This window comes from Gemmobacter lanyuensis (assembly GCF_014652355.1).
Taxonomy (GTDB): domain Bacteria; phylum Pseudomonadota; class Alphaproteobacteria; order Rhodobacterales; family Rhodobacteraceae; genus Gemmobacter; species Gemmobacter lanyuensis.
The window spans coordinates 22,007-37,728 of sequence record NZ_BMYQ01000008.1; the positions used below are offsets into that span (position 1 = coordinate 22,007).

Sequence of the window (15,722 nt, forward strand, 5' to 3'; positions counted from 1 at the left end):
TCCTTGCGCTCAGCCCACCGCGGCATTGACCGCCAGCGCCAGAATGACGGTGTTGTAGAAGAAGGACACCACGCCATGCGCCAGCACCAGCCGGCGCAGGCCGGGGCGCTCCACCACCACATCCGACACCTGCGCCGTCATGCCGATGGTAAAGCTGAAGTAGAGAAAATCGCCCGCCCCCGGCTCGCCCCCGCCGGGGAAGGCCAGCCCGCGCGCAGGCGGGCCGCCGGGGCGCACGCGGTCGGGCTGATACCACAGCGCAGCGTAATGCGCCGCCGCCAACACATGCAGCATGGACCAGCCCAAAGGTACCGAGGCAATCGCCAGCACCGCCTCGATCCGCGATCCCTGGGACAGGGCATGGGCAATGGCCCAGAGGCTGAGCGCAACCGCCGAAAGCGCCAAGCCCGCAATCAGCGGCACCCCCTCATCCGACAGATTGCCATGGCGCCGAAAGACCGCAGGCCCCGCCCCCTGCAGCAGATGCACCATTAGCGCCAGGTAGATCACGAAAAACGCATTGGCGGCGATCAGCACCGCCGCCCCGCGCCCCAGATCCAGCGTCATGGCCCCCGCCCCGACCCCCAGCCCCGCGGCAAAGGCAATCAGAAAGCGGCGGTGGCGGGCGAACACGGCTTATTTCCCTTGGAGGGTCTGGATATGCTCGGCCAGCTGCACAAGGCGCAGCGGCGTGGGCGTGCTGATCCCGTCGCCGCTGTCGAACAGCACCATCTGATCGCCCTCCAGCAGCGGGGCGAATTGCGGCATCACCGTGCCATCCGGGGCCTTGGCATAGCCCCAGATCTTGCTCATCACCCGCGCCATGGGCAGCGTGCCACCGTTGCGATGCGCCAGCGTCGTCAGATCGGCGGGACGCTTGTCCAGCGTGTCGCGCATCGGCCCATCGCCCTTGCCGCCATCGCCATGGCAGGCCGCGCAATAGGTGGCAAAATCCTCGGCCCCGGTGGGTTCGGGTTCCTTCTTCACGCAAGCGGCAAGCGGGATCAGGGCCAGCAAGATCAAGGGCTTGAGAAACTGCATCGGGGCCTCCTTCTTTGCGCCTAGAGAACCACGGCCCCGCCCTGCCCGCAAGGGTCAGACAACGCGCCCCTGATCCAGCCGGACGATGCGGTCCATGCGCGCGGCAAGGTCCATGTTATGCGTGGCGATCAGCGCCGAAAGCCCGGTTTCCCGCACCAGCGCCATCAGCGCGCCAAAGACCTGATCCGAGGTGCCGGGATCAAGGTTCCCCGTCGGTTCATCCGCCAGTAACAGCTCGGGCGCATTGGCCAGACCCCGGCAAAAGGCCACGCGCTGCTGCTGCCCGCCCGACAGCTGCGCCGGACGATGCAAGGCCCGGTCCGCCACCCCTACGGCCTGCAAGAGCCGCTCGGCCCGCCGCTCGGCCGCCTTGCGCGCCACGCCATTGGCGAGCTGCGGCAGCACCACGTTTTCCAGCGCAGTGAACTCGGGCAGCAGATGGTGGAACTGATAGACGAAACCCACGGCATCGCGCCGCGCCTCGGTCCGGGCGCGGTCCGGCAGGCCGGTCATGTCCTGCCCGCCGATGATCACCCGTCCCTGATCGGGCGTATCCAGCAGGCCCGCGATATGCAGCAGCGTGGATTTCCCCGCCCCCGACGGCGCGACCAGCGCCACGACCTCGCCCCGCCCCAGCGCCAGATCGACGCCGTTCAGCACCCGCACCTCACCCGGCTTGCCCCGGTTATAGGCCTTGGTGATCCCCTCCAGCCGCAGAACCTCACTCATAGCGCAGCGCCTCCGCCGGGTTCATGCGGGCCGCCCGGCGGGCGGGAAAGATCGTGACGATGAACGAAAGTCCCAGGCTCAGCGAGACCGCCGAGAGAACATCCCCGATCTGCAGTTTCGCGGGCAGCTCATAGATCCCGCGCACCGACGGGTCCCAGACCCCGCCCCCCGCAACATAGTTCACGAAGGAAAAGATCGGATCAATGTAGATGGCAAAAAGGCAGCCAAGGATCACCCCACAAAGCGTACCCAAAATCCCGGTCGAGGCGCCGCAGATGAAGAACACCCGCAGCACCGACCCTTCAGTCAGCCCCATGGTCCGCAGAATGCCGATATCCCGCCCCTTGTTCTTCACCAGCATGATCAACCCCGACACGATGTTCATCGAGGCGATCAGCACCAGGATCGACAGGATCACGAACATGATATTGTCCTCGATCGTCAGCGCCCGAAGGAAGGATCCCGCACTGTCCTGCCAGGTCCAGAGCATGGCATCCGGCCCTCCCGCCTGCAGGATCGGCAGCTCGTAGCGGTCAATCGCCTCAGGCTCGGCCACCATGACCTCGATCTCGTCGGCCCGGCCCTCGCGGTTGAAATAGGCCTGCGCCTCGCTCAGCGGCAGATAGACCCGCGTGCGGTCAATGTCATAGCGCCCGGCGGTAAAGACATACACCACCTCATAGGCATTGACGCGCGGGCTGGTCCCGAAGGCGGTCTTCACCCCGTCGGGCGAAATCAACCGGATGCGGTCGCCCACGCCGATCCCCATCTCGCGCGCGATCCCCGATCCGATGGCAATGCCCGCGTCGAACCGCGCGAGATCGCCCTCATGCGTCGCGCCGTCGCCCACACGGGGAATGGTGCGGATATCCGCGGCACGGATGCCAAAGACCTCCACCCCCATGTTCACCCCGCCCGCGGTCGCCATGACCTGCCCCTTCACCAGAGGGGCCGCCCGCGTCACGCCAGGCACCGCACGCAGCTTTTCGGCCAGCGCATCATAATCGGCAAAGCCGCGCTGCAGACGCCCCTCGGCATCCACCTGCCCCGCCGAATAGACGGTCACATGGGCATTGGCCCCCAGAATGGTATCGACAAACTCGGCTCGGAACCCGGCCCGTACCGCCAGCGTCGCAATCAGCGCAAAAACGGCCAGCGTGATCCCGATCAGACTGATCCAGGTCATGACGCTGACCCCGCCCTCGGATCGCCGCGCCCGCAGATAGCGCCAGGCGATCATCCATTCATACGGCGCGAAAGGGGGGGTGCGTGTGCTCATGGTCCAGCCTGATATTTTGGCTGCACCCTGCCGGGGGCGGCGCCCAAGGTCAAGGGCCCCCCCTGTCACATCCCGCGGCTCTATGGTCGGAAAGGCGGAACCCCGCCCCCCTTCCCGTTGTCCAAATATCCTCGGGGGGAAGCCTTCCCGCAAGGGAAGGCACGGGGGGGCAGACAGCCCCCCGCCCCAACCATCCCTCAGGGGTGATCGGCGTAGATCTGCGCGATGCGCGCGACGGCGGCCTCGGCCGACATCTCCTCGCTCTCGCCGCTGCGGCGGCTGGTCAGCTCGACCACGCCATTGGCCAGACCGCGCGGACCCACGGTGATGCGCCAGGGCAGACCGATCAGGTCCATGGTGGCGAATTTCGCCCCCGCCCGCTCGTCCCGGTCATCATAAAGCGGATCAAGACCCTGGGCCTTCAGCGCCTTGTAAAGCCCCTCGCAGGCCGCATCCGTCGCCGCATCCCCTTGCTTGAGGTTGACGATCCCGCAATGGAACGGGGTCACGCCTTCCGGCCAGATGATGCCCTTGTCGTCGTGGTTCGCCTCGATCAGCGCGCCCAGCAGGCGGCTCACGCCGATGCCGTGCGACCCCATTTCGACCGGCACGCGGCTTCCGTCGGCGGTCACCACGGTGGCGCCCATGCTCTCGGAATACTTAGTGCCGAAATAGAAGATCTGGCCGACCTCGATGCCGCGGCCCACCTTACGATGCGCCTCGGGCACCTGCTCAAAAACGGCCGCGTCATGCGTCTCGTCGGTGCGGGCGTAGAGCGAGGTGAACTCGTCACAGATCCCCAGCACTTCGGCGCGGTTGTCGTAGTCCACGTCGCGGGTGCCCAGTTTTAGCTCGGTGACGCGGTCGTCATAGAAGACCTCGCTCTCGCCGGTCGAGGCCAGCACGAGGAATTCATGGGTATTGTCGCCGCCGATCGGCCCCGAGGCCGCGCGCATCGGAATGGCCGTCAGGCCCATGCGCTCATAGGTGCGAAGGTAGCTGACCATGTGACGGTTATAGGCATGCAGCGCATCCTCTTTCGTCAGGTCAAAGTTGTAGCCGTCCTTCATCAGGAATTCGCGCCCGCGCATCACGCCGAAACGCGGCCGCACCTCGTCGCGGAACTTCCACTGGATATGATACAGCGTCAGCGGAAGGTCCTTGTAGCTGTTCACATGGCTGCGGAAGATGTCGGTGATCATCTCCTCGTTCGTCGGCCCGTACAGCATGTCACGCTCATGCCGGTCCTTGATCCGCAGCATTTCCTGGCCGTAATCGTCATAGCGGCCGCTTTCGCGCCACAGGTCTGCCGGTTGCAGCGTCGGCATCAGCAGCGGAATATGGCCCGCGCGGATCTGTTCCTCATGCACGATCTGCTCGATGCGTTTCAGCACCTTGTAGCCCAGCGGCAGCCAGGAATAGATGCCCGCCGCCTGCTGCTTGATCATGCCGGCGCGCAGCATGTAGCGGTGCGAGACGATCTGCGCCTCGGCGGGATTTTCTTTCAGCACGGGAAGGAAGTAGCGCGACAGACGCATGGGAGGCCTCATCAAAGCGTTTCGCCGTTCCTAGCGGGTTGCGGCAGGCGGGGCAAGTTTGGCGTGGCCCGGGGGGCGCCCTGTGCGCGGACCCGCCGCTTTTGGCCCATCTTCCTGCCACAATGCCCGCGCAACCTGCGGGTGATCCTTTCCCTGCAAACAGTTTGACATGACCCTTGCCCTAATCCTGATGTTCGGCCTTGCGGCCTTCGGCCTGCTGTTCCCGATGGCTGCCACGCTGTGGCAAAGGCTCCGCCGCCCGGTCCCGACCGCCCGCCAACGCGCCCTTTTGCGCGCCGAGGCCCAACGGCTCGCCCGGCGCGGGCGCATCGCCGCCATCACCAGCGACACCCGCCTGCCCGGCGCCGGGCTGAAACCGCTGGGCGAGGTCTGGCTGACCCGCCCCGCCAAGGATCAGGATGTCACCGATGCGCTGGCGCAGAAGGCCGTCCGCCTTTTCCCCGAGGCGCGGGCGCTGACCGGGCTGACCGTGCGCCCCCACAAGGGCGGGCGCGAATGGCGGGCCACCGCCTGCGCCCCGCGCCAGCCCCGCCCCCGGCCAGCCCGCGCGCCGGTGCTGATCGACGGGTCGAATGTGGTGAACTGGGAGGTGAACGCAGGCCTGACGCAGCGCCCCTCGCTGCGGCCCCTGATCGGCGTCATCGATCAGCTTTTGAACGAAGGTCAGACACCGACCGTCATCTTCGATGCAAGCATCGGCCACCGGCTTGGGCGCGGCTATCAATCTGCGACAGATCTGAAACGGCGGCTGAACCGCCCGGCGATCGAGGTCTTGGTGGTGGACAAGGGCACCAATGCAGATACGGTGCTTCTGGCCACTGCATCCCGCCTTGGCGCCGACATCGTGACCAACGATCTCTACCGCGATCATGCCCGCCCGCCCGAGGTGCAGCTGCGTCCGGGCTTTTCCATCGGGGGGGAGGTCGAACTCTGCCCGACGGCCCCTTGAAACCCGGGGCGTGATCGGCAATTTCTGGTCACCGGAGATTGGAAAGGACGCAGCATGGCACTGCCCGCACGGGAGCAGGTGAAATACTGGGGGCTGGCGGCGGCACTGTTGCTGGTGGTGCTGTGGCTTTTGGGCAATGTCATCCTGCCCTTCATCGTGGGCGGCGCCATTGCCTATTTCATGGACCCGGTCGCCGACAGGCTGGAACGGGCGGGCCTGTCGCGCCCGGCGGCCACGGGGCTGATTTCGGTGCTGGCGCTGCTGGCGGGGGTGCTGCTTGCGCTGGCGGTTCTGCCCATGCTGTTCAAGCAGCTGACCGACCTGATCAATCAAGCGCCCGAGATCTTTCGGCGCCTGCAGGCCTTCATGGTGGAACGCTTCCCGCAGTTGCAGGACGAAACCTCGACCATGCGGCAGACGCTGGAAAATATCGGCACGGTCATCCAATCCCGCGGGGGCGAGCTGGCCAATACACTCATAGGCTCGGCGATGGGGGTGCTGAATGCGCTGCTGTTCATCGTGGTCGTGCCGGTCGTGGCCTTTTACCTGCTGCTTGACTGGGACCCGATGGTGGCCCGGGTGGACGAAATCCTGCCCCGCGACCATGCCCCGATGATCCGCCGCCTTGCACGGGAAATCGACATCGTGCTGGCGGCCTTTGTGCGGGGGCAGATGTCCGTCTGCATGGTGCTGGGCACATTCTACGCCGTGGCGCTGATGATCGCGGGGCTGGACTACGGGCTGATCGTGGGCGCGATTGCCGGTGCGATCACCTTCATCCCCTATGTGGGCGCGCTGATCGGCGGGGCACTGGCCATCGGGCTGGCGCTGTTCCAGTTCTGGGGTGACTGGCTGTCCATTGGGATCGTGGCGGGCATCTTTGCCGTGGGTCAGTTCCTTGAGGGCAATGTGATCACGCCCAAGCTGGTGGGCAATTCGGTGGGCCTGCACCCGGTCTGGCTGCTGTTCGCGCTTTCAGCCTTCGGGACGCTTTTTGGCTTTGTGGGGATGCTGGTGGCCGTGCCGGTCGCGGCCGCAATGGGGGTCCTGGCCCGCTTTGCCATCGAGCAATACAAGACCAGCCGCCTTTATACCGGCCTGCAAGGCACAGGCAGCGATCAGGACCCGGGGGAACCCTCGGCGTGACGGCACAGCTGGCCTTCGACCTGCCCGCCCCCGCATCACTGCGGCGGGAGGATTTCTTCGTTTCCCCCGCGAATGCGCTGGCGCTGGCAACGCTGGATGCAGGCGGCTGGCCGCAGGGCAAGATGCTGCTGATCGGCCCGGAAGGCGCCGGGAAAACCCATCTCGCCCATGTCTGGGCCGGCAGCGCAGGTGCCACCATCATGGCGGGCGGGTCGCTGGGTCAGGCCGATATCGAAAGCCGCGCGCGCACCCCCGTTGTGGTCGAGGATGCGGCCGATGTGGCGGGCGATCCGCGGGCGGAAACGGCGCTGTTCCACCTGCACAACCGTCTGGCCGAACGCCGCCTGCCGCTGCTGTTGACAGCCGCCACGCCGCCGCGCGACTGGGGTCTGGCGCTGCCCGATCTGCTCAGCCGGATGCAGGGCACCTCGGTCACGCGGATCGAGGCACCGGATGATGCACTGCTCTCGGCCGTCTTGGTCAAGCTGTTTGCCGACCGCCAGATCACCGTGCCGCCGACGCTGATCCCCTGGCTGATGCTGCGGATGGACCGCAGCCTTGCCGCCGCGCGCAGCCTTGTGGCGCGGCTCGACGCCGAGGCGCTGGCCCGCGGCGGGCCAGTTTCGCGTCAATTGGCCGCCGAGGTGCTGGACAGCCTTTGACGCTGCGGCCCATACTGTCATGCAATCGTTACAAGAACTGTACAAAAGCAAGGCCATGACACAGGCTGATTTTCTCCGCGCTCCCTTCCCTGCCCCCGTCGAAATGCCCGAGGCCGAAATCACCGGGCCGCGCCGCTATTTCAACCGTGAACTCAGCTGGCTGGCCTTCAACTGGCGGGTGCTGGACGAGGCGGCGAACCCCGCCGTCCCCCTGCTGGAGCGGCTCCGCTTTCTGTCGATCTCGGCCACCAACCTGGATGAATTCTATACCGTCCGCGTGGCGGGCCTGCGCGCCCTGGTGCGGACCGGATCGGCCACCCCGTCCGAGGACGGCCGCTCGCCCGCCGAACAGCTGACGATGATCCATGATGATGCGCGGCGTCTGATGAAGATGCAGCAGATCACCTACAAAAAGCTCAAGCGCGAGATGGAGGCGCAGGGGATCGAGATCCTGACCCGCTCCAAGCTGACGGCGCGGGATCTGAAGCTGCTTGAGGATCACTTTCTCAACAAGGTGTTCCCGGTGCTGTCGCCGCTGGCCATTGACCCGGCCCACCCCTTCCCCTTCATCCCCAACACGGGTTTCTGCCTTGCGCTGGAGCTGGAGCGCGAGGATGACCACCGCAGCCTGAAGGCCCTTCTGCCCATCCCTCAGCAGATTTCGCGCTTTGTCTCGTTGCCCGGAAAGGCGGGGGAAAACCGCTTCCTGCCGCTGGAAGAGCTGCTGCTTCTGCATCTCGACATGCTGTTTCCGGGCTATGTGGACCGCGGCCATTGTGCCTTCCGCGTGCTGCGCGACAGCGACCTTGAGGTCGAGGATGAGGCCGAAGACCTTGTCCGCAGCTTTGAAACCGCGCTGAAACGCCGTCGCCGCGGCGAGGTGATCCGCATGAAGATCAGTGCGGGCGCCCCGCCCGAACTGCGCGCGCTGATCATGGATGAACTGCATGTCAGCCCCGATGAGGTGGTCGAGGTGCGCGGCCTGCTGGGCGTGGCCGATCTGAAGGAGCTGGTGCTGTCTTCGCGCCCCGATCTGCTCTGGCCACCCTTCACGCCGCGGGTGCCGGAACGGGTGCAGGACAATGACGGCGACATGTTCGCCGCCATCAAGCAGAAGGACATCCTGCTGCACCACCCCTATGAAACCTTCGATCTGGTGATCCGTTTTCTGGAACAGGCGGCGCGCGATCCCAATGTGCTGGCGATCAAGCAGACGCTTTACCGCACCAGCTGGGACAGCCCCATTGTTTCGGCGCTGTGCGAGGCGGCCGAGGCCGGGAAATCGGTCACCGCGCTGGTCGAGCTCAAGGCCCGTTTCGACGAGGCCGCGAACATCCGCCAGTCGCGCCGGCTGGAACGCGCGGGGGCGCATGTCGTCTACGGCTTCATGCACCTGAAAACGCATGCGAAAATCAGCACCGTCGTGCGGCGCGAAGGCGACCAGCTGGTCACTTATACCCATTACGGCACCGGGAACTACCACCCGATCACCGCGCGCATCTATACCGACCTGTCCTTCTTTACCTGCGATGCCGCGCTGGGGCGGGATGCGACCAAGGTCTTCAACTACCTCTCGGGCTATGTGCAGCCGCAGGGGCTTGAAAACCTCGCCATCGCGCCGATCAGCCTGAAGCCCCGCCTGCTGGAACTGATCCGCGCCGAGGTCGATCATGCCCGCGCGGGGCGTCCGGCGGAAATCTGGATCAAGCTCAACAGCCTGATCGAGCCCGAGGTGATCGACGCGCTTTATGCCGCGTCGCAGGCGGGGGTGCGGATCAGCCTTGTAATCCGCGGGATCTGCGGCCTGCGTCCCGGCATCAAGGGGCTGTCGGAAAACATCCGCGTCAAATCGGTGGTGGGGCGGTTCCTCGAACACAGCCGCATCGTCTGTTTCGGCAACGGCGGGGGGCTGCCGTCGAAACAGGCGCGGGTCTTCATGTCCTCGGCCGACTGGATGGGGCGCAACCTCAGCCGCCGGGTGGAAACGCTGGTCGAGGCGCTGAACCCCACGGTCAAGAACCAGATCATGGGGCAGATCATGGCCGCCAACCTTGCGGATGAGGCGCAAAGCTGGGTTCTGCGCGCCGATGGCCATTACGACCGTCAGCTTTCCCCGGCCGATGGGCGGCTGTTCAATTGCCACCGCTTCTTCATGGAGAACCCCTCGCTTTCAGGGCGGGGGACGGCGGGGGCCAAGGACGTGCCGCGCCTGGCCCGCCCGCGCGACGAAACGCCCGCCTGAACGCGGCCCCGCCGGGCGGGGAATCCTTGACCAGACCGTGCCAAGCGCCCAAAGGTCGGGTCACCAGACTGGGGAAGGACTGTCCATGGCCGAAAACGCCACCACGCAAGAACAGCACGAAGACGGTGGGCTGTTCAGCCGCCCGCTGTTCGAAGACCCCTCGGCCCGCGCGCTCAGCCGTGTGGGGGTGGTGGATGTGGGGTCGAACTCGGTCCGGATGGTGGTGTTTGACGGCGCGGCACGCAGCCCGGCCTATTTCTACAACGAAAAGCTGATGGCAGGTCTGGGCAAGGGGCTGGCGGAAACCGGCAAGCTGAACCCCGAAGGCGCGAAACGCGCGCTGGCGGCGCTGAAGCGGTTTTCGTTGCTGGCCAAGGGGATGGACATCTCGCCCTTCACCGTGGTCGCCACCGCCGCCGTGCGCGAGGCTGCCGATGGGCCTGCCTTTCAGGAACAGGTGTTGCGCGAAACGGGCCTGCAGATCCATGTGATCGACGGCGACGAAGAGGCGCGTCTGTCAGCGCAGGGCGTGCTGCTGGGTTGGCCGGACGCGCAGGGCATCGTCTGCGACATCGGCGGCAACTCGATGGAGTTGGCGCGGATCGGGGGCGGCAAGGTGGGCAAGCGCGCGACCTCGCCGCTGGGGCCGTTCCGGCTTCAGCAGGTCGAGGGCGGGCCGAAGAAGCGGCGCGACCATATCCGCCGCATCCTGCGCGATCTGCAGGCCGAGCTGAAATCCAAGGGCGAACGCATCTACCTGGTCGGCGGCAGCTGGCGGGTGATTGCGCGACTGGACATGGAGCGGCGGAACTATCCGCTGACCGTGCTGCATGAATACCGCATGACGCCGAAATCGGTGCTGGATACGCTGGATTGGATCGCCGCCTCGGATCTTGCGATGCTGCGCGCCCGCACCGGCACCGGCGCCGAACGGATGGAGCTGGTGCCGTTGGCCTGCGAGGTCCTGCGCGAGCTGGTCGATATCTTCGCGCCCTCGGAAATCGATGTCTCGTCCTATGGCATCCGCGAGGGGATGCTTTACGAACAGATGCCCGACAAGCTGCGTGCCCGCGATCCGCTGATCGAGGCCTGCCGCGCGGCCGAGGCGACCCAGGCCCGCATCCCCGGTTTTGGCAAGAAGCTCTTCACCTTCCTGCAGCCGCTGTTCAAATCCGCCCCGCCCGAACGGCTGCGCCTCATCAAGGCGGCCTGCCTTTTGCATGACACGACCTGGCGCACCCACCCCGACTATCGCGCCGAGGCCTGTTTCGACAATGCGACCCGCGCCAATCTGGGTGGGCTGGACCACCCAGGCCGCGTCTTCCTGGGGCTGTCGCTACTGCACCGCTATCGCAACAGCCGCGCGGGCAGCCGGATGGAACCGCTGTTCCGCCTGCTGACAGAGGAAGAGCTGACAGAGGCCGAGGTGCTGGGCAAGGCCATGCGCTTTGGCGCCATGTTCTCGATCGACCATCCCGAAGAGGCGGGCAGCCTGCACTGGCAACCCAAGAAGCGGGTGCTGGAACTGCGGCTGACGGAACGTGGCGTGGGGCTGATGGGCGAAGTGGCACAGGCGCGGTTCAATGCGCTGGTGCTGGCGCTGCGGGCGACCCCCAAGATCACGCTGGCCGAATGACCGGGTGGGGCGCTTGCAAAAAATCTTGACCTGACAGCTTGGGTTTTCACCGATACACTGCCACCATGTCGATCTGGACCCGCATTCTTGAAGCAATCTCGGCACTGGCGCAGGGCGAGGGCCTGACGGCGGTCTTTGATCGCCTGCGCACCCCGCCCGAGGCTTGCCCGGAACGGACGGTGGCCTTCACCATTGCCGTGATCGCGCTTGGCGCCAAGATGGCCAAGGCCGATGGCGAGGTGACGCGGAATGAGGTCTCTGCCTTCCGCGAGGTCTTTCACGTTCCGCCCGAGGAAGAACCCCATGCCGCGCGGGTCTTCAATCTGGCCCGGCAGGATGTGGCGGGGTTTGATGCCTATGCCCGCAAGATCCGCGCCATGTTTCAGGGTGACAGCCGCGTGCTGACCGATGTGCTGGAGGGGCTGTTCCACGTCTCGGTGGCGGATGGGCATTACCACCCGCGCGAAGATGCCTTTCTGGCCGAGGTCGCACGCATATTCGGCGTGGGCGAGCGCTGCTTCCGTGCGATCCGCGCCCGCTATGTGCCCGAGGCGCCGCGCGACCCCTATGATGTTCTGGGCCTGCCCGCCAATGCCAGCATCGAACAGGCACGAGCAGCCTGGAAGGCCGCAGTGCGCGACAGCCACCCCGACCGGCTGATTGCCCGCGGTGTCCCGCCCGAGGCGGTCGAGCTTGCCGAACGGCGGCTGATCGCCGTCAATGCCGCCTGGGAAGAAATTTCGGCCCGCGAGGCGGCATGAGCCGCCCCCACCCCAAGCCCGACCCGACGCGCGGCCCGCATTTGCGTCTGGCCACCTATAATGTCGAATGGTTCAATGCGCTGTTCGACGATCAGGGCCGGTTGCTGGAAGACAACGCCCCCGGCCAGCGCCACGGCATCAACCGGGGGGATCAGCTGGCAGCGCTGGGGATTGTCTTTACCGCGCTTGACGCCGACGGCGTGATGGTGATCGAGGCCCCCGATACCAACGGGCGGCGCAGCTCGGTCAAGGCGCTGGAAACCTTTGCCGCCGCCTATGGCCTGCGGTGCCGCCGCGCCGTCACCGGGTTCAAATCCGAAACCGAACAGGAAATCTCATTCCTCTATGACCCGGACAAGCTGACCGCGCGGCATGATCCGCAGGGCGATCCGCGCTTTGACGGCACCTTTTACTATGACCTGAACGATGACGGCGCGCCCGAGCCGATCCGACCGTCGAAACCGCCGCTGGAATTGGCAGTGACTGCGGGCGGGCAGTCGTTCCGCCTGATCGGCGTACATGTGAAATCGAAAGCGCCGCATGGCGCGCGCCATCCGGCCGAGGCCACGCGGATTTCCATCGAAAACCGCCGCAAGCAGCTGGCGGAATGCCTTTGGCTGCGCGAACGCATCGACGGGCATCTGGCGGCACGGGATGATCTGATCGTGCTGGGCGATTTCAACGATGGTCCGGGCCTTGATGAATTCGAGCGGCTGTTTGGCCATTCCGGGGTCGAGGTGGTGATGGGTGTCGGCTGCACCCCCGATTGCCAGTTGGTCGACCCCCATGCCGAAATGGCGCTGAAAAGCAGGTTGCAACCCACCACGGCGCGGTTCTGGAATGTGGAACACGCGCGCTATTTCGAGGCGCTGCTGGATTTCATCATGGTCAGCCCCGGCCTTGCGCGGCGAAGCCCGCATTGGCGGATCTGGCATCCGCTGAATGACCCCAAATGCTGGGCCGTGCCCGAACTGCGCGAGGCGCTGCTGCAGGCCTCGGATCATTTTCCGGTGACGCTGGACCTTCCGCTTTGACCCGGGGGGAAGGCTGCCTATATTGGGGGCATGACACGCATTGCCCTTGCCCTGACCCTGATCCTGGCGACCGCGCCTTTCGCACGGGCCGAGGCGCCCGCCCCAACCGTGCCCGAAGACGAGGCGCCCGGTCTCATGCAGCGCGGAGCCGAAATGTTCCTGCGCGGGCTGATGTCCGAGATGGAGCCATCGCTGCGCGAGATGGAAGAGGCGCTGCGTGAGCTGCAGCCGGAAATGCGCAAGCTTCTCGACCTGATCGGTGATTTCCAGAATTACGAGGCGCCGGAGAAACTGCCGAATGGCGATATCCTGATCCGAAGGAAGCCGACATCACCCGAGACGGCGCCGGGCGCGGACCCCGATGAGGGCGGACAGATCGACCTCTAGGGTTTGAGAGCGCCGGGGGCTTTGCCCCCGGACCCCCAGGATATTTAAGGACAGAAAATGAGGAAGGGCGGGCCGGTCTGGCGGCCCTGCCCTGCGTGATCAGCTGCGCGCTTCGCGGATGAGGCGGAGGATGTCGCGGGCGGCATTGGGAATATTGGTGCCGGGGCCGAAGATCGCCTTCACGCCGTTCTGGTAGAGGAAGTCGTAGTCCTGTTGCGGGATCACGCCGCCGCAGATGACGAGGATGTCGCCTGCGCCCTTTTCGCGGAGAGCCTGCACCAGTTTCGGGGCGAGGGTCTTGTGGCCGGCGGCCTGGCTCGAGATGCCGATGACATGCACGTCATTGTCGATGGCGTCCTGGGCGGCTTCCTCCGGCGTCTGGAAGAGCGGGCCTACGTCGACGTCGAAGCCGATGTCGGCGAAGGCGGTGGCGATGACCTTGGCGCCGCGGTCATGGCCATCCTGGCCCATCTTGACCACGAGCATGCGCGGGCGGCGACCTTCCTGTTCGGCGAAGCTTTCCACGTCTTTCTGGATGGCGGCGAAGCCGTCGTCGCCTTCGTAGGCGGCACCGTAGACCCCGGCGAGGGTCTTCACCTCGGCGCGGTGGCGTCCGAAAACCTTTTCCATGGCGTCGCTGATCTCTCCGACTGAAGCGCGGGCGCGGGCGGCATCGACCGCCGCGTCGAGCAGGTTGCCGCCCTCGGCCGCGCGGCGGGTAAGCTCGGCAAGGGCCGCCTGGCAGCGGGCTTCATCGCGCGCGGCGCGGGTCGCCTTGAGCCGGGCGATCTGGGATTCGCGCACGGCGATATTGTCGATATCGAGGATATCGATCGGCTCTTCCTTGTCCTTGCGGTATTTGTTGACGCCGACGATCACCTCTTGGCCACGGTCGATCATGGCCTGGCGGCGGGCGGCGGATTCCTCGATGCGCAGCTTGGGCATGCCGCTGGCGACGGCCTTGGTCATGCCGCCCATGGCCTCGACCTCTTCGATCAGCGCCCAGGCCTTTTCGGCGAGTTCGGCGGTGAGGCTTTCGACATAGTAGCTGCCGGCGAGCGGATCGACCACGCGGGTGATGCCGGTTTCCTCTTGCAGGATGAGCTGGGTGTTGCGGGCGATGCGGGCCGAGAATTCGGTGGGAAGCGCGATCGCCTCATCCAGCGCATTGGTATGGAGCGACTGGGTGCCGCCGAGGGCCGCCGCCATCGCCTCATAGGCGGTGCGGATGACGTTGTTGTAGGGGTCCTGTTCCTGCAGCGACACGCCCGAGGTTTGGCAATGGGTGCGCAGCATGAGGGATTCGGGTTTCTTCGGGGCGAATTCCGACATGATGCGATGCCAGAGCAGGCGGGCGGCGCGGAGTTTCGCGGCCTCCATGAAGAAATTCATGCCGATGGCGAAGAAGAACGACAGGCGGCCTGCGAAGGCATCGACATCCATGCCGCGGGCGAGCGCTGCGCGCACATATTCGCGCCCGTCAGCCAAGGTATAGGCGAGTTCCTGCACGAGGTTCGCGCCCGCCTCTTGCATATGATAGCCCGAGATCGAGATCGAATTGAATTTCGGCATTTCGGCCGAGGTATATTCGATGATGTCGGCGATGATCCGCATCGAGGCTTCGGGCGGATAGATATAGGTGTTCCGCACCATGAATTCTTTGAGAATGTCATTCTGGATGGTGCCGGAGAGGAGTTTGCGGTCCACGCCCTGTTCTTCGCCGGTGACGATGAAATTGGCGAGGATCGGGATGACCGCACCATTCATCGTCATGGAGACGGAGATCTTTTCGAGCGGGATGCCGTCGAAGAGGACCTTCATATCTTCGACCGAGTCGATGGCGACGCCCGCCTTGCCGACATCGCCCACCACACGGGGATGATCGCTGTCATAGCCGCGATGGGTGGCCAGGTCGAAGGCCACCGAGACGCCCTGCTGACCGGCGGCGAGCGCCTTGCGGTAGAAGGCGTTCGATTCCTCGGCGGTGGAGAAACCCGCATATTGGCGGATGGTCCAAGGGCGGCCCGCATACATCGTGGCGCGCACGCCGCGGGTGAAGGGGCCGATGCCCGGCGCGCCGCCCATATGGGGCAGGCTGGCCGTATCTTCGGCCGTATAAAGCGGCTTGACGGTGATGCCTTCCAGCGTCTGCCAGTTCAGGCTGTCGGGGCTTTTGCCCTTCAGCTCTTTTTCGGCGAGCTTGCGCCAGGTGTCGAGATGATCGGTCATGATGGGCCTGTTCCTGCGGGCAGAGAGGCCGGGGGTTTCACACCCCCGGGCCCCCGTGGGATATTTTC

The 15,722-nt window shown here is 65.6% G+C and carries 14 protein-coding genes; 8 read left to right on the plus strand and 6 right to left on the minus strand.

The window, feature by feature from the left end; all coding sequences use genetic code 11:
• Positions 1-9: 9 nt before the first annotated feature.
• The 5 genes from IE101_RS12910 to proS all read right to left on the minus strand — a co-directional run bounded on the left by IE101_RS12910 (position 10) and on the right by proS (position 4,587).
• Positions 10-633 (minus strand): DUF1345 domain-containing protein, encoded by a 624-nt coding sequence (locus IE101_RS12910; RefSeq protein ID WP_189634266.1) that lies wholly within the window; start codon positions 631-633, stop codon positions 10-12.
• Between the two features lie 3 nt (positions 634-636).
• Entirely contained in the window at positions 637-1,041 is a 405-nt protein-coding gene (locus tag IE101_RS12915) for a c-type cytochrome (RefSeq protein WP_189634267.1), read from the minus strand.
• Positions 1,042-1,095: 54 nt separating this feature from the next.
• The gene (locus IE101_RS12920) at positions 1,096-1,770 is read right to left on the minus strand and encodes an ABC transporter ATP-binding protein (protein WP_189634268.1); all 675 of its coding nucleotides are present in this window, start codon (positions 1,768-1,770) and stop codon (positions 1,096-1,098) included.
• Positions 1,763-3,049 carry a lipoprotein-releasing ABC transporter permease subunit gene (locus tag IE101_RS12925; protein ID WP_189634269.1) on the minus strand — a complete coding sequence of 429 codons (1,287 nt, stop codon included), beginning with the start codon at positions 3,047-3,049 and terminating at the stop codon, positions 1,763-1,765. Before IE101_RS12925 ends, IE101_RS12920 begins: the two co-directional genes overlap by 8 nt.
• A 197-nt stretch (positions 3,050-3,246) precedes the next feature.
• Positions 3,247-4,587: a proline--tRNA ligase gene (gene proS, locus IE101_RS12930; RefSeq protein ID WP_189634270.1), complete on the minus strand. Its 1,341-nt coding sequence runs from the start codon at positions 4,585-4,587 to the stop codon at positions 3,247-3,249.
• A 169-nt stretch (positions 4,588-4,756) separates the two neighbouring features.
• Here proS and IE101_RS12935 point away from each other — a divergent pair, with 169 nt between their 5' ends.
• The 8 genes from IE101_RS12935 to IE101_RS12970 all read left to right on the plus strand — a co-directional run bounded on the left by IE101_RS12935 (position 4,757) and on the right by IE101_RS12970 (position 13,425).
• Positions 4,757-5,557 (plus strand): NYN domain-containing protein, encoded by an 801-nt coding sequence (locus IE101_RS12935; RefSeq protein ID WP_189634271.1) that lies wholly within the window; start codon positions 4,757-4,759, stop codon positions 5,555-5,557.
• 54 nt (positions 5,558-5,611) lie between these two features.
• Positions 5,612-6,703 carry an AI-2E family transporter gene (locus IE101_RS12940; RefSeq protein ID WP_189634272.1) on the plus strand — a complete coding sequence of 364 codons (1,092 nt, stop codon included), beginning with the start codon at positions 5,612-5,614 and terminating at the stop codon, positions 6,701-6,703.
• The gene (locus IE101_RS12945) at positions 6,700-7,365 is read left to right on the plus strand and encodes a P-loop NTPase family protein (protein WP_189634273.1); all 666 of its coding nucleotides are present in this window, start codon (positions 6,700-6,702) and stop codon (positions 7,363-7,365) included. The genes IE101_RS12940 and IE101_RS12945 overlap by 4 nt, the downstream gene beginning before the upstream one ends.
• A 55-nt stretch (positions 7,366-7,420) precedes the next feature.
• Complete coding sequence (locus tag IE101_RS12950) at positions 7,421-9,607, plus strand: RNA degradosome polyphosphate kinase (protein WP_189634274.1); 2,187 nt, start codon at positions 7,421-7,423, stop codon at positions 9,605-9,607.
• Positions 9,608-9,692: 85 nt separating this feature from the next.
• Complete coding sequence (locus IE101_RS12955) at positions 9,693-11,243, plus strand: Ppx/GppA family phosphatase (RefSeq protein ID WP_189634275.1); 1,551 nt, start codon at positions 9,693-9,695, stop codon at positions 11,241-11,243.
• Positions 11,244-11,308: 65 nt separating this feature from the next.
• Positions 11,309-12,004, plus strand: a complete 696-nt coding sequence (locus tag IE101_RS12960; RefSeq protein ID WP_189634276.1) for a molecular chaperone DjiA — start codon at positions 11,309-11,311, stop codon at positions 12,002-12,004.
• Entirely contained in the window at positions 12,001-13,038 is a 1,038-nt protein-coding gene (locus IE101_RS12965) for an endonuclease/exonuclease/phosphatase family protein (protein WP_189634277.1), read from the plus strand. Before IE101_RS12960 ends, IE101_RS12965 begins: the two co-directional genes overlap by 4 nt.
• 30 nt (positions 13,039-13,068) lie before the next feature.
• A complete protein-coding gene (locus IE101_RS12970) occupies positions 13,069-13,425 on the plus strand; it encodes an AAA+ family ATPase (RefSeq protein WP_189634278.1) in 357 nt (118 codons plus the stop codon).
• Between the two features lie 99 nt (positions 13,426-13,524).
• Here the strand turns inward: IE101_RS12970 and scpA are convergent, their stop codons facing one another.
• Positions 13,525-15,654 carry a methylmalonyl-CoA mutase gene (gene scpA / locus IE101_RS12975; RefSeq protein ID WP_189634279.1) on the minus strand — a complete coding sequence of 710 codons (2,130 nt, stop codon included), beginning with the start codon at positions 15,652-15,654 and terminating at the stop codon, positions 13,525-13,527.
• Between the last annotated feature and the right edge of the window lie 68 nt (positions 15,655-15,722).